General features: G+C 53.9%; 12 protein-coding genes. 9 read left to right on the plus strand and 3 right to left on the minus strand.

The genetic code is table 11. From position 1 onward, the window contains the following. Positions 1-11 precede the first annotated feature (11 nt). The 5 genes from gtdA to dusC all read left to right on the plus strand — a co-directional run bounded on the left by gtdA (position 12) and on the right by dusC (position 4,633). A complete protein-coding gene (gene gtdA, locus ICA20_RS08790; protein WP_038641971.1) occupies positions 12-1,049 on the plus strand; it encodes a gentisate 1,2-dioxygenase in 1,038 nt (345 codons plus the stop codon). A gap of 15 nt (positions 1,050-1,064) precedes the next feature. Further along, positions 1,065-1,766, plus strand: a complete 702-nt coding sequence (locus tag ICA20_RS08795) for a fumarylacetoacetate hydrolase family protein (RefSeq protein ID WP_038641969.1) — start codon at positions 1,065-1,067, stop codon at positions 1,764-1,766. Between the two features lie 8 nt (positions 1,767-1,774). Then, entirely contained in the window at positions 1,775-2,419 is a 645-nt protein-coding gene (maiA, locus tag ICA20_RS08800) for a maleylacetoacetate isomerase (RefSeq protein ID WP_038641966.1), read from the plus strand. A gap of 14 nt (positions 2,420-2,433) precedes the next feature. Then, on the plus strand, positions 2,434-3,627 hold the full coding sequence (locus ICA20_RS08805) for a 3-hydroxybenzoate 6-monooxygenase (protein WP_038641965.1): 1,194 nt from the start codon (positions 2,434-2,436) through the stop codon (positions 3,625-3,627). Positions 3,628-3,688: 61 nt separating this feature from the next. Next, complete coding sequence (gene dusC, locus ICA20_RS08810; protein ID WP_038641962.1) at positions 3,689-4,633, plus strand: tRNA dihydrouridine(16) synthase DusC; 945 nt, start codon at positions 3,689-3,691, stop codon at positions 4,631-4,633. 257 nt (positions 4,634-4,890) lie between these two features. Here the strand turns inward: dusC and ICA20_RS08815 are convergent, their stop codons facing one another. Then, positions 4,891-5,625 (minus strand): class I SAM-dependent methyltransferase, encoded by a 735-nt coding sequence (locus ICA20_RS08815; protein ID WP_038641960.1) that lies wholly within the window; start codon positions 5,623-5,625, stop codon positions 4,891-4,893. 169 nt (positions 5,626-5,794) lie between these two features. Here ICA20_RS08815 and mdtQ point away from each other — a divergent pair, with 169 nt between their 5' ends. Then, the gene (gene mdtQ / locus ICA20_RS08820; protein ID WP_038641958.1) at positions 5,795-7,234 is read left to right on the plus strand and encodes a multidrug resistance outer membrane protein MdtQ; all 1,440 of its coding nucleotides are present in this window, start codon (positions 5,795-5,797) and stop codon (positions 7,232-7,234) included. Positions 7,235-7,258: 24 nt separating this feature from the next. Here the strand turns inward: mdtQ and ICA20_RS08825 are convergent, their stop codons facing one another. Next, a complete protein-coding gene (locus ICA20_RS08825; protein ID WP_038641956.1) occupies positions 7,259-7,831 on the minus strand; it encodes a DedA family protein in 573 nt (190 codons plus the stop codon). 163 nt (positions 7,832-7,994) lie between these two features. Between ICA20_RS08825 and ICA20_RS08830 the strand changes: the two genes are divergently transcribed. After that, positions 7,995-8,582 (plus strand): Yip1 family protein, encoded by a 588-nt coding sequence (locus ICA20_RS08830; RefSeq protein ID WP_038641953.1) that lies wholly within the window; start codon positions 7,995-7,997, stop codon positions 8,580-8,582. A 181-nt stretch (positions 8,583-8,763) separates the two neighbouring features. After that, positions 8,764-9,711 carry a D-alanyl-D-alanine endopeptidase gene (gene pbpG, locus ICA20_RS08835; protein ID WP_038641951.1) on the plus strand — a complete coding sequence of 316 codons (948 nt, stop codon included), beginning with the start codon at positions 8,764-8,766 and terminating at the stop codon, positions 9,709-9,711. A gap of 64 nt (positions 9,712-9,775) precedes the next feature. Here pbpG and dld read toward each other — a convergent pair whose 3' ends face one another. After that, positions 9,776-11,485, minus strand: coding sequence for a D-lactate dehydrogenase (gene dld / locus ICA20_RS08840; protein ID WP_038641949.1), 1,710 nt, complete (start codon positions 11,483-11,485; stop codon positions 9,776-9,778). 232 nt (positions 11,486-11,717) lie between these two features. On the opposite strand from dld, the gene bglX reads away from it, so the two are divergent. After that, on the plus strand, positions 11,718-14,015 hold the full coding sequence (bglX, locus tag ICA20_RS08845) for a beta-glucosidase BglX (RefSeq protein WP_071888154.1): 2,298 nt from the start codon (positions 11,718-11,720) through the stop codon (positions 14,013-14,015). Positions 14,016-14,017: the final 2 nt, after the last annotated feature.

Genomic DNA, 14,017 nt, shown 5'->3' on the forward strand with positions numbered 1-14,017 from the left:
GGAGAATCCCTATGTCTGAACTGAATCAGGATGTTAAGAACAGCCGTCAGCAGTTTTACCAGCATATTTCCGGGCAGAATCTGACCCCGCTGTGGGAGTCGTTGCACCGTCTGGTGCCGTCAACGCCGAACGCGAATTGCGCGCCTGCGTACTGGAACTATCAGGAGATCCGTCCGCTACTGCTGGAAAGCGGCGATCTGATTGGCGCGAAAGAGGCGATTCGCCGCGTGCTGGTGCTGGAAAACCCAATGCTGCGAGGACAGTCTTCAATCACCCCGACGCTGTACGCGGGATTACAGTTGATTATGCCGGGCGAGGTTGCGCCGAGCCACCGCCATAATCAGTCTGCGCTGCGCTTTATTGTCGAAGGGAAAGGGGCATTTACCGCCGTCGATGGCGAGCGCACCCAGATGCATGAAGGCGATTTTATTCTGACGCCGCAATGGCGCTGGCACGATCACGGCAACCCAGGCAGCGAACCGGTAGTGTGGCTGGACGGTCTGGATCTGCCGCTGGTGAATCTGCTGGGCTGCGGCTTTGCGGAAGACTACCCGGAAGATCAGCAGCCGGTCACGCGCAAGGAAGGGGATTATTTACCGCGCTATGCGGCCAACATGTTGCCGCTGCGTCATCAGAAGGGTAACTCATCGCCCATTTTCAACTATCGCTACGATCGTAGCCGTGAAGCACTGCATGACCTGACCCGCATGGGCGAAGCCGACGAGTGGGATGGTTACAAGATGCGCTACGTGAACCCGGTAACCGGTGGTTATCCCATGCCGTCAATGGGGACCTTCCTGCAATTGTTGCCGAAGGGCTTTTCTTCACGGATGGCGCGTACCACTGACAGCACTATCTACCATGTGGTGGAAGGAAGCGGGCGGGTCACCATCGGCAACGAAACCTTCAACTTTTCGCCAAAAGATATCTTCGTGGTACCGACCTGGCACGGTGTGTCGTTCCAGGCCAGCGAAGATGCCGTCTTATTCAGTTTTTCGGACAGACCGGTTCAGGAAGCGCTGGGGTTGTTCCGTGAAGCACGCTATTAATTTGGGAGAGAGAAAATGACGCAATACGTATTCGAACCACAAGCGCCTGTTACCGTTCCGGTGGTTGGTAGTGATGAACAATTTCCCGTGCGCCGCGTTTACTGTGTGGGGCGCAACTATGCTGCACATGCGCGTGAAATGGGCTTTGACCCGGATCGCGAACCGCCGTTCTTCTTCTGTAAACCGGCCGACGCGGTGGTTCCGGTGGCGGCTGGTCAAACCCTTGAACTGCCGTACCCGTCGCAGACCGATAACTATCACTACGAGATAGAGCTGGTGGTGGCGATTGGTAAAAAGGGCAGCGATATACCGCTGGAAAAAGCGCACGAATATATCTGGGGCTATGCCACCGGTCTGGATATGACCCGTCGTGACAGGCAGATGGAGATGCGCCAGATGGGGCGTCCGTGGGAAATCGGCAAAGCGTTTGATCTCTCTGCGCCCATCGCGCCGCTGCATAAAGCCAGTGAAATCGCTGATGTTAACAATGCGCCTATCTGGCTGCAGGTTAACGGCGACGATCATCAGCGGAGCGATATTCGTCACCTTATCTGGTCTGTGAATGAAACCATCAGCTATCTGTCCGGATTTTTCGAACTGCAGCCGGGCGATCTGATCTACACCGGTACGCCGGAAGGCGTGGGGGCGGTAGTGAAAGGGGATGTGATCACCGGCAACGTAGACGGTTTAACCCCCATCGCCGTGAAGATTGTCTGAGGTGGATGATGAAGCTGTACAGTTTCTTTAATAGCTCCGCGTCATATCGCGTGCGTATTGCGCTGGCGCTGAAAGGGCTCGATTACCAGACGGTGGGCGTCAACATTCGTATCGGTCAGCAGAACGAGCTGGCCTACCGGCGGATGAATCCGGTGGGGCTGGTGCCGACGCTGGTGACCGACGACGGAGAATCGCTTGGACAATCGCTGGCGATAATCGACTGGCTGGATGGCCACTTTCCGCAGTCGCCGCTGCTGCCTGCTGAATTCCCGATGCGCAGTCGGGTGCTGGAAATTGTTTATGCCATCGCTTGTGATATCCACCCCGTGAATAATCTGCGGGTACTGCGCTACCTGAGCGACGAATTAAAGATCAGTGAAGAGGATAAAAAACGCTGGTATGCGCACTGGATCCAGCAAGGGTTAAGCGCAGTGGAACAGATGCTGCGCCAGAGTCATTCGGGGGCGTTCTGCGTGGGTGATGCGCCGACGCTGGCGGATTGCTGCCTGATCCCGCAATGGGCGAACGCGCTACGTATGGGCTGCGATTTGAGCGCATATCCACGCTGTAAGGCGGTCTATGATGCCTGTACCCAGCTTCCGGCGTTTATCGCCGCCGCGCCCGAGAATCAACAAGATAAAATTCCGGCCTGATAAGGAGAACGACAATGGCTAAAGTGACACGCGCAATTATCGTGGGTGGTGGGATTGGCGGCGCGGCGACCGCGTTATCGCTGGCCCGTCAGGGAATCAAAGTGATGTTGCTGGAGAAAGCGCATGAGATTGGCGAAATCGGCGCGGGCATTCAGCTCGGGCCAAACGCGTTCTCTGCTCTCGACAGCCTTGGCGTGGGAGAGGTTGCCCGCCAGCGCGCCGTTTTTACCGATCATATCACCATGATGGATGCGGTAAATGCGCAGGAAGTCGTGCGTATTGAAACCGGACAGGCGTTCCGCGATCACTTTGGCGGTCCTTATGCGGTTATCCATCGGGTGGATATTCATGCTTCTGTGTGGGAAGCGGCGCTGGTTCATCCCAACTTTGAATATCGCACTTCAACTAACGTGGTTGATATTCGCCAGACCGAGAATGACGTGACGGTATTTGACGAGCATGGCAACAGCTGGACGGCAGATATTTTGGTCGGCTGTGACGGTGTGAAGTCGGTTGTCCGTCAGTCTCTGATTGGCGATGCGCCACGCGTGACCGGGCACGTGGTCTACCGCGCTGTGATTGATTGCGATGATATGCCGGAAGATTTGCGCATTAACGCGCCGGTGCTGTGGGCCGGACCGCACTGTCACCTGGTGCACTATCCGCTGCGCGGCGGCAAACAATACAATCTGGTTGTGACCTTTCATAGTCGTCAGCAGGAAGAGTGGGGCGTGAAGGATGGCAGTAAAGAGGAGGTGCTCTCCTATTTTGCCGGTATTCATCCACGTCCGCGCCAGATGCTGGATAAACCGACATCATGGCGGCGCTGGTCCACCGCTGACCGCGAGCCGGTCGAGAAATGGGGTACCGACCGCATTACGCTGGTGGGTGATGCCGCGCACCCGGTGGCGCAATATATGGCGCAGGGAGCCTGTATGGCGTTGGAAGATGCCGTCACGCTTGGTAAGGCGTTACAGCAGTGTGACGGCGATGCGGCTGATGCCTTTGCCCTGTATGAGTCGGTGCGCATTCCGCGTACGGCGCGGATTGTCTGGTCGACGCGCGAAATGGGCCGCGTTTATCACGCCGCGAGCGTCGAGCGCCAGGTGCGTAATCTGCTGTGGAAAGGTAAATCACAGGCGGAGTTTTATCGCGGTATGGAGTGGCTGTACGGCTGGAAAGAAGATAACTGTCTGTTGCCGCGCTGAGCCTCTTTAATCTCCCGAACGGAGGCGCTACCATAGCGCCTCTTTTTTTGCGGGTGACGATATGCGTGTTTTACTGGCGCCGATGGAAGGTGTGCTCGATTCCCTGGTGCGCGAGCTGCTGACTGAAGTGAATGATTACGATCTATGCATCACGGAGTTTGTGCGCGTGGTGGATCAGCTCCTGCCGGCAAAAGTATTTCACCGGCTCTGCCCGGAACTGCATAACAACAGCCGCACGCCATCCGGCACGCGGGTGCGCATACAGCTATTGGGCCAGTATCCGCAGTGGCTGGCGGAGAACGCCGCGCGCGCAGTCGAACTGGGATCGTACGGTGTCGATCTGAACTGCGGTTGCCCGTCGAAGCTGGTCAACGGCAGCGGCGGTGGCGCGACGTTATTGAAAGATCCTGAGCTTATCTACCGCGGCGCAAAAGCCATGCGCGAGGCTGTGCCGGACCATCTCCCGGTGACGGTGAAAGTACGTCTGGGCTGGGACAACAGCGACCGACAGTTTGAAATTGCCGATGCCGTCCAGCAGGCTGGCGCCAGCGAATTGGTGGTGCATGGCCGTACCAAAGAGCAGGGCTATAAGGCCGAGCATATTAACTGGCAGGCGATTGGCGAAATTCGCCAGCGACTTACCATTCCGGTTATCGCAAATGGTGAAATCTGGGACTGGCAGAGCGCCAAGGATTGTATGGCCATCAGCGGATGCGATGCGGTGATGATCGGTCGTGGTGCGTTAAATATCCCGAATCTGAGTCGTGTGGTGAAGTACAACGAGCCGCGTATGCCCTGGCCTGACGTCGTGATGCTGCTGCAAAAATATACCCGTCTCGAAAAGCAGGGTGACACGGGGTTGTATCATGTGGCGCGTATTAAGCAGTGGTTAGGGTATTTGCGTAAAGAATATTCAGAAGCCACGGCGTTGTTTCAGGGGATTCGCGCGTTAAACAATTCACCGGATATCGCGCGGGCAATTCAGGCCATCAAGATTACCGCCTGACATCAGTTCTGGTAGGCCGGATAAGGCGTTTACGCCGCCATCCGGCATCAGAGAGAACAATCGCCTGACATTTCTGCTATCAGGCCTGGGCTAAAAGACAACATCAAAAAATCATCTTAAACACGCCGGTTACCACCAACAGTCCAATCAGAAAAATAATTAGAATAATCCACAGCAGAATTTTCATTAACTTTCCTTTTTTTGGTAAATTCAGATTGAGTATAGGAAAGTATCAACTATTCTGCCTGGTGGCGCTGTTATGCGGGTTTACGTGCGCTTAGCAGAAACACCATTGGCCGCTCTTTTTCTTCATCCAGCGCCGGGTTTTCAGCAATCTGCTGAGCAGAGGGTCCCCATTCATCAACACACACAATGTCGAATCCGGCGGCAATGAGCGCGTTAATCCAGGTCGCCAGCTTGCGGTGCTGTTTTTTAACGCCTTCAGCAAACCAGTTACTGATACGCTCGCCTTCTTGTTGGTAATGATTAACCGGCCAGGACAGCTGCCCGGTTTTGTCTTTTATCCAGCCCTGGTTAAGCGGTGCGGTATAAATGGGGTGCTCGGCAGAGAATACCAACATGCCTCCCGGTGTTAATGCCTGGTAAATCGTTACGAATAATCGTTCAATATCGTGTAAATAGTGCAGGGCAAGGGAGCTATACGCCAGGTCGAAAGACGCCGGCTGGAGCGTAAGCGTTTCGAGATCTTCACGGCGATAGACGATGCCATTGCCGTGAGTCATATTATGCGCCTGGGTTAACATCTTTTGTGAGATATCCAGCCCCACGACGCTGGCGGCATGATTATCGCGCGCGTAGCGGCAAAACCAGCCATATCCACAGCCCAAATCGAGAATGTTTTTACCCTGCAGAGCGGGGAGCATAGCCTGTATTGCTGGCCATTCCGGTGCGCCATCAAGCCCTTTTACTGAACGATCCAGCGTGGCATATCCGGCAAAGAATTCCGGGTCGTCATAAATATTCTGTGACATAAGGTTTCCATCTATAAATTATTAAAATTATTTAATCTGTATTATTTGTGTCGTGTATATTTTTCTGATTATATATTTTTATTGCCAAAGATGTATTGCCACGCGTAACTAAAAAAGTAACAGCGACAAGTCGTACTCTCTGCGCATCTTTTCTTACCTGTATATCTCCATGAATCGTAATTCTGTTTTTGCCGCGACGGCATTGTTGCCCCTTTTTATTCTCATGGCTGGCTGTGCGCCTATGCATGATGACCGTCAGTCTCTGTCGCAGCAGACCCCTGCTGCGAATGTCGATTCCGCCTTACCTGCGGCGTTAAAAAATGGCTGGCCGGACAGCCAATGGTGGAAGGCATACCACGATCCTCAGCTTAATGCGCTGATTGACAGCACGTTGCGAAACTCTCCTGATATGCAGGTGGCGGAACAGCGCATTCAACTGGCGGAGGCGCAGGCGAAGGCCGTTGAGGCGCAGGATGGTCCGGAGATCGATTTCTCTGCGGACGTTGAGCGTCAGAGAATGTCAGCTGAAGGGCTGATGGGACCGTTTGCCATTACCGATCCTGCCGCCGGAACGACAGGCCCGTGGTACACCAACGGGACCTTTGGTTTAACCGCCGGCTGGAATCTGGATCTGTGGGGGAAAAATCGGGCCGAAGTGACGGCGCGTATTGGGGCCGTTAAAGCGCGTGAAGCTGAGCGTGAACAAACCCGCCAGCTGCTGGCGAGCGGTGTTTCGCGTCTGTACTGGGAATGGCAGACGCAGGCGGCACTGAAAAGCGTGCTGACGCAGATTAAAAATGAGCAACAGAACGTGATAACCGTCGATCGTCAGCTGTATCAAAACGGCATTACCTCATCAGTGGAAGGTGTTGAGACCGATATCGATTCCAGTAAAACGGATCAGCAGCTGAACGATGTTAACGGCAAAATGAAAGTGATTGAGGCGCGGCTGAGCGCCCTGACTAATTCACAGTCTACCGTTCTGAAACTGCATACCAGTAAGTTACCTACCGTAGAAAGCCAGCTCCCGTCTCAGTTAGGCTATTCGCTGCTGGCCCGTCGACCGGATTTACAGGCCGCTCACTGGTACATTGAGTCGTCGCTGAGCAGCATTGATGCGGCCAAAGCCGCGTTTTATCCGGACGTGAATTTGATGGCGTTTTTACAACAAGATGCGTTACATCTGAGCGATCTGTTCCGCCATTCCGCGCAGCAGATGGGGGTCACAGCCGGACTCACGCTGCCTATTTTCGACAGCGGCAGATTGAATGCCAATCTTGATATCACCAAAGCGCAAAGCAACCTGACGGTGGCGAATTACAACAAAGCCGTGGTAGATGCGGTAAATGACGTGGCGCGTGCCGCATCGCAGGTGGAAACACTGGCGCAGAAGAATCAGCATCAGCAGCAGATCGAACATGATGCACAGCGCGTGGTGGGACTTGCGCAGGCGCGATTTAACGCCGGTATTATCGCGGGTTCCCGGGTCAGCGAAGCAAAGATCCCGGCGTTACGTGAGCAGTGTAACGGTCTGGTATTGCAAGGCCAGTGGCTGGATGCTTCCATTCAGTTGACCAGCGCGCTGGGCGGCGGTTACCACGCGTCGTAACACACCTGCCCGGTAGATGCCGCTCTACCGGGCCGTCTTCTTGCTGCTGCGTTTTTTCAACCACCAGCGCGCGCCTACCACCAGTACAATCACCAGAACCAGCCATATCCAGTGCTTAATGTGCTGGTCGAGATTGTGCAGCCACGGCGCGATGACTTCTCCCCCCACATAACCCAGAGTGGTAAATATCAGCGCCCACACCAGCGCCCCGAGAATATTGAGCGGTAAAAAGATCTTCGGTGGCAGGTGACTGGCGCCAATCAGCAAAGGGCCAATAACGCGAAAACCGTACATAAAACGCGTGCCGACCACGAACAGATAAGGACGCCGTTGGATCATCTTCTGCGCGTAATCAATTTTTGCCTGATGACGCGAAAAACGCCGCAGAATTTTGCCGCCAAAACGACGTCCGAGTAAATAGAGCAACTGATCGCCAATCATCCCGCCCAGCGCGACGGAGAGCACCACCAGCGGAAATTTAAGTACTCCCTGATGGGCCGCGACGCCGCCTAACAGGGTAATGGTTTCCCCTTCAGCCAGACTGCCAATCACTAATGCGGCATAGCCGTATTGCGCAACATAATGATTTATATCCATACGATTGTATGACCTCCACCGCTTATAGCATACACCCTATGAATACTTGATGCCGGAAAAGCCGCGCCGTAGCGATCCGGTATTTTCTCTGTGTACATAAAATAATCAAAAGCTGAATTATACTTGAAGTGTTGAGGTCCGGAGCTGACAAGAAGGGGGCGGTATGAACCATGTCTGGGGGCTGTTTTCCCATCCCGATCGTGAAATGCACGTGATCAACAGCGAAAACGAAAGCGTTTCGCATCACTATACCCATCATGTACTGCTGATGGCGGCAATCCCGGTTGTTTGCGCGTTTATCGGTACCACACAAATCGGCTGGAATTTTGGTGACGGCAACATACTGCAGTTATCCCTGTTGACCGGACTGGCGCTGGCCATTCTGTTTTACGGCGTGATGCTGGCGGGCGTGGCTGTCATGGGCCGGGTTATCTGGTGGATGGCGCGTAATTACCCGCAGCGTCCATCGTTGGCGCACTGTATGGTCTTTGCCGGATATGTCGCGACTCCGCTGTTTTTAAGCGGTCTGGTCGCACTTTATCCGCTGGTCTGGCTGTGTGCGTTGGTGGGAACTATCGCGCTGTTTTACACCGGTTATTTACTCTATCTCGGTATTCCAACGTTCCTGAATATCACTCGTGAGGAAGGGTTAAGTTTTTCCAGTTCCACGCTGGCTATTGGTGTGCTGGTACTGGAGGTTCTGCTGGCGATTACGGTAATCCTGTGGGGTTACGGCTATCGCTTATTCTGACCTGTAAAACGCCTCTGCGCTGCGTTGTTGACGTAAAAGTCAGCAACGCAGCATTTCGAGACGATTATCCTGTAGCGGCAAACCTGCCGGATCGCTATGATGCCTGAGCTAGCCTGAGAAAATACTTAATCTCGGGCGGTGTGCGTTGTGACGTGCGTGAACCCTTATCAGAAATCTCATCATGCTGAAATTCCGAGTTTCATTATTAAGCCTTGCCCTGGTGCTGGCCGTTCCTTTTGCACCCCAAGCCGTGGCGAAAACGGCACCTACCGTAGCGGCTTCTCAACCTGAGATAGCGTCCGGTAGCGCGATGATTGTTGATCTGAATACCAACAAGGTTATCTATTCGAACCACCCGGATCTGGTGCGTCCGATTGCGTCGATTACCAAATTAATGACGGCGATGGTGGTGCTTGATGCGCGACTGCCGCTGGATGAAAAGCTGAAAGTTGATATCAGTCAGACGCCTGAGATGAAAGGAATTTACTCTCGCGTACGGCTGAACAGTGTAATCAGCCGTAAAGACATGCTGTTACTGGCGCTGATGTCATCTGAAAACCGCGCGGCAGCCAGTCTGGCGCATCATTACCCTGGCGGCTATAACGCGTTTATCAAGGCGATGAATGCGAAAGCGAAAGCGCTGGGCATGACCCATACCCGTTTTGTGGAGCCGACCGGGTTATCGATTCATAACGTCTCAACCGCGCGTGATTTAACGAAGTTACTGATTGCCAGCAAACAGTATCCGCTGATTGGTCAGCTAAGTACTACGCGTGAAGATATGGCGACGTTTGCCAACCCGGCATATACATTGCCGTTCCGTAATACCAACCATCTGGTATATCGCGATAACTGGAATATTCAGTTAACTAAAACCGGGTTTACCAATGCGGCGGGCCACTGTCTGGTGATGCGCACGGTGATTAATAACAAACCGGTGGCGCTGGTGGTGATGGATGCTTTTGGGAAATATACCCACTTTGCCGATGCCAGCCGTTTACGCACCTGGATTGAAACCGGCAAGGTGATGCCGGTTCCGGCGGCGGCGCTGAGCTACAAAAAACAAAAAGCGGCGCAGATGGCGGCGGCAGGTTCAGCTACGGGTGAGCAAACCGCGCAGAACGATTAAACCGTAGGCCGGGCAAGCGAAGCGCCCCCGGCAACGTGCCCGATGGCGCTTATGCTTATCGGGCCTATGATTCTTTCCAGAACTTCTGCTTACTCGTTTTCCCAATACCCGGGTTCATACTGTTGGTTGGGTCATTCTCGCGGTAAAAGCGGGTTAATGTTTCCGGCGCCTGGTACAAATGCCCGACGTTATGCTCCGCCGGATACTGTGCCCCACGCTCGCGAAGTAACTCCAGCATCTGCTCTTTCAGCGCATGGGCATCCACGCCTTTTTTGACGATGTAATCCTGATGGAATACATAGCACATAAAATGCCCGTAATAGAGCTTGTGCACCAGTTGGCTGTCGATTTCTGGCGGCAGATGTTCATACCATTCGGTGTCGTTACGACGCAGCGCGATATCCAGCGCCAGAATATCTTCCACTTCATCCGCATGAACGGCCTGATAACGAATAGCTGCGCCAGCCGCCGCAAAGCGGTGCAGGAATGCCTTGCTGCCTTCTTCCGGCGTACAGGCAAAGAAGTCGCCCTCGGCCGTTTTGAAAAACTCATTTAGCCAGTTTTGCGCTTCAGCCACGCCGCCACCGGCCATTTTTAACAGCAGGTGATGCTCGTATTTGTCGCGCCAGCTTTTCATACGCGCCGGTAAGTGGCTGGGGAATAAATGGCCAAACTTCTGCATCGCCCGGTCGGTAAAGTGCGGACGGAAAAATTTCACTTTTTCCAGCATCGCATCGGTGCGGCCTTTCAGGGTGAAGAAAAACGGCATTTTGTCGGTGCCGAGCTTGTCAATCATCAGGAACGTATCTTTGCCGTACTGCTCAGCGATGTCGTAAATATCGCGATGCATATATTCACCGGCAACCGGCAGATGTTCAAACTTCGCCAGAATATGACGGCGGATCTCCGTCAGCACCTCTGGCTGGTTGGTGCCGATATAAAAGACCTGCTGATTTTTTTCGGCTTCGAAAGTGTCCAGACGCACGGCGAAAACCGCGAGCTTTCCGGCACAACCGGAAGATTCAAACAAGCGGTCCGGGTCGGCGTTATAGCGTGCGGGCGTATCCGCCTCAATATCTCTGACGCGGGTCACGTAGTCGTGATCGTGCGCATGACGTCCGTCGTGGCGAACATCGTCATCTTTGATGCGCTCGTCATCGAGTTTACTGAGGATCTGCTCTGGGGTTTGGCCAAGATCGATGCCCAGATGGTTAACCAGCTGTAATTTGCCCTGTTCATCAATACGCGCAAACAGCGACATCTCCGTGTATGCCGGGCCTCGTTGCACCAGCGAGCCGCCGGAGTTGTTACAAATGCCGCCAATCACGGAAGCGCCGATGCAGGAAGAACCGATCACTGAATGCGGTTCACGACCAAAAGGTTTGAGCGCTTTTTCCAGCGAATAGAGCGTTGTTCCAGGCCAGGCCAGCACCTGTTCGCCTTTGCCGATGACGTGCAGCTTATCAAGACGCAGAGTGCTGATAATCACAATCTCACGGTCATAATCATTGCCGCTTGGCGTAGAGCCTTCGGTCAGGCCGGTATTGGCGGCCTGCATCAGAATGATTTTGTCTGCGGCGACACAGGCGTTCAGGACGCGCCACAGTTCTAAAAGCGAGCCCGGAAAAACGACGGCGAGCGCATCGCCCTGGCCGGAGCGGAATCCCTTGCGATAGCGGGCGGTTTTAGCGGGTTCAGTGAGCAGGTGCGAATGACCCACCAGGCGGGTCAGTTCATTCAGGAAAGCTTTATTATCTGTTGTAATGGAAGACATTCTCCACTCCTTGTGGTGGGACTCAATATCAGGAACAAGCATAGCGCTTTGTATGACAATACGCTTTCTCATTCATATTGTCTCTGGCTTGTCTTTCATTGATTCACGCTGGTTTTGAAAATTAGGAGAATAACCTTAGCTTTCTTTAGCGCTCCCGTTTAGTCTTACGGCAAATTGCGGTTTTTGTTATATTTTCGCTGATGCGTCAGGAAAAAATAAAGAGAGAATCAACATGAAATGGCTATGTTCTGTAGGTGTTGCGGTGAGTCTGGCGGTGCAACCCGCGCTGGCGGACACTCTGTTTGGTAACCATCCGCTGACGCCAGAAGCGCGGGATGCGTTTGTTACCGATTTACTCAAACAGATGACCGTGGATGAGAAAATTGGTCAATTACGCTTAATCAGCGTCGGGCCTGATAATCCGAAGGAAGCCATCCGCGAGATGATCAAAGACGGGCAGGTTGGGGCTATTTTTAACACCGTCACACGCCAGGATATCCGCAAAATGCAGGATCAGGTGATGGAACTCAGCCGCCTGAAAATTCCTCTCTTTTTTGCCTACGACGTATTGCACGGTCAGCGTACCGTGTTCCCGATAAGCCTCGGTCTGGCGTCCTCCTTTAATCTCGATGCGGTCAGAACCGTCGGTCGCGTTTCAGCGTATGAAGCCGCTGACGATGGCCTGAACATGACTTGGGCGCCGATGGTTGATGTCTCCCGCGATCCGCGCTGGGGCCGGGCATCGGAAGGGTTTGGCGAAGACACGTATTTGACCGCCACAATGGGTAAAACCATGGTGGAAGCGATGCAGGGGAAAAGCCCGGCCGATCGCTATTCGGTGATGACCAGCGTCAAGCACTTCGCCGCTTATGGTGCGGTAGAGGGCGGGAAAGAGTACAACACCGTCGATATGAGCCCGCAGCGTCTGTTTAACGACTACATGCCGCCGTACAAAGCCGGGCTGGATGCCGGTAGCGGCGCGGTGATGGTAGGACTTAATTCACTCAACGGTACGCCGGCGACGTCGGATGCATGGCTGCTGAAAGACGTGCTGCGCGATGAGTGGGGCTTTAAAGGCATCACCGTTTCCGATCACGGCGCGATTAAGGAACTGATTAAGCACGGCACCGCCTCCGATCCTGAGGATGCGGTACGCGTGGCTATCAAGTCCGGTATCAACATGAGTATGAGCGATGAGTATTACAGCAAATACCTGCCGGGGCTGATTAAATCAGGCAAAGTGACGATGGCGGAGCTTGACGACGCTGCGCGTCACGTGCTGAACGTGAAATATGATATGGGGCTGTTTAACGATCCGTACAGCCATCTGGGCGCCAAAGAGTCTGACCCGGTGGATACCAACGCCGAAAGCCGCCTGCACCGTAAAGAAGCGCGTGAAGTGGCGCGTGAAAGCCTGGTGCTGCTGAAAAACCGCCTCGACACGCTGCCGCTGAAAAAATCCGCCACCGTGGCGGTTGTCGGGCCACTGGCCGACAGCAAGCGTGATGTGATGGGCAGTTGGTCCGCAGCGGGTGTTGCCGATCAGTCGGTAACGGTGCTGACGGGGATTAAAAATGCCATTGGCGAGCAGGGTAAAGTGGTATACGCCAAAGGGGCGAATATCACCAACGATAAAGGCATTGTCGACTTCCTGAACCTGTATGAAGAGGCGGTGAAAGTTGATCCGCGTTCGCCGCAGGCGATGATTGATGAAGCCGTTGACGCGGCGAAACAGTCTGATGTGGTGGTTGCGGTGGTCGGTGAGGCACAGGGAATGGCGCATGAAGCCTCCAGCCGTACGGACATTACTATTCCGCAGAGCCAACGTGACCTGATTGCCGCGCTGAAAGCAACGGGCAAACCGCTGGTGCTGGTGCTGATGAACGGACGTCCGCTGGCGCTGGTCAAGGAAGATCAACAGGCTGATGCGATCCTCGAAACCTGGTTTGCCGGGACGGAAGGCGGTAACGCCATCGCCGATGTGTTGTTTGGCGATTACAACCCATCAGGCAAGCTGCCGATGTCTTTCCCACGCTCTGTCGGACAGATTCCGGTCTATTACAGCCATCTCAATACCGGTCGTCCGTATAACGCCGATAAGCCGAATAAGTACACCTCGCGTTATTTTGACGAGGCAAACGGTCCGTTGTATCCCTTTGGCTATGGCCTGAGCTACACCACCTTTACCGTTTCGGATGTGAAACTCTCTGCACCGACGATGAAACGTGACGGGACTGTGACGGCCAGCGTCCAGGTGACCAACACCGGTAAGCGCGAAGGTGCCACGGTGATTCAGATGTATTTGCAGGATGTGACCGCTTCAATGAGCCGTCCGGTAAAACAGCTGAAAGGCTTTGAGAAAGTGAATCTTAAACCGGGTGAAACGCAGACTGTCAGCTTCCCGATTGATATCGACGCGCTGAAATTCTGGAACCAGCGTATGAAATACGATGCTGAACCGGGTAAATTTAACGTCTTTATCGGCGTGGATTCCGCCAGAGTGAAGCAGGGTGAATTTGAACTGCTGTAGTT

Source organism: Citrobacter sp. C5_2 (assembly GCF_014596845.2).
GTDB classification, from domain to species: domain Bacteria; phylum Pseudomonadota; class Gammaproteobacteria; order Enterobacterales; family Enterobacteriaceae; genus Citrobacter; species Citrobacter werkmanii.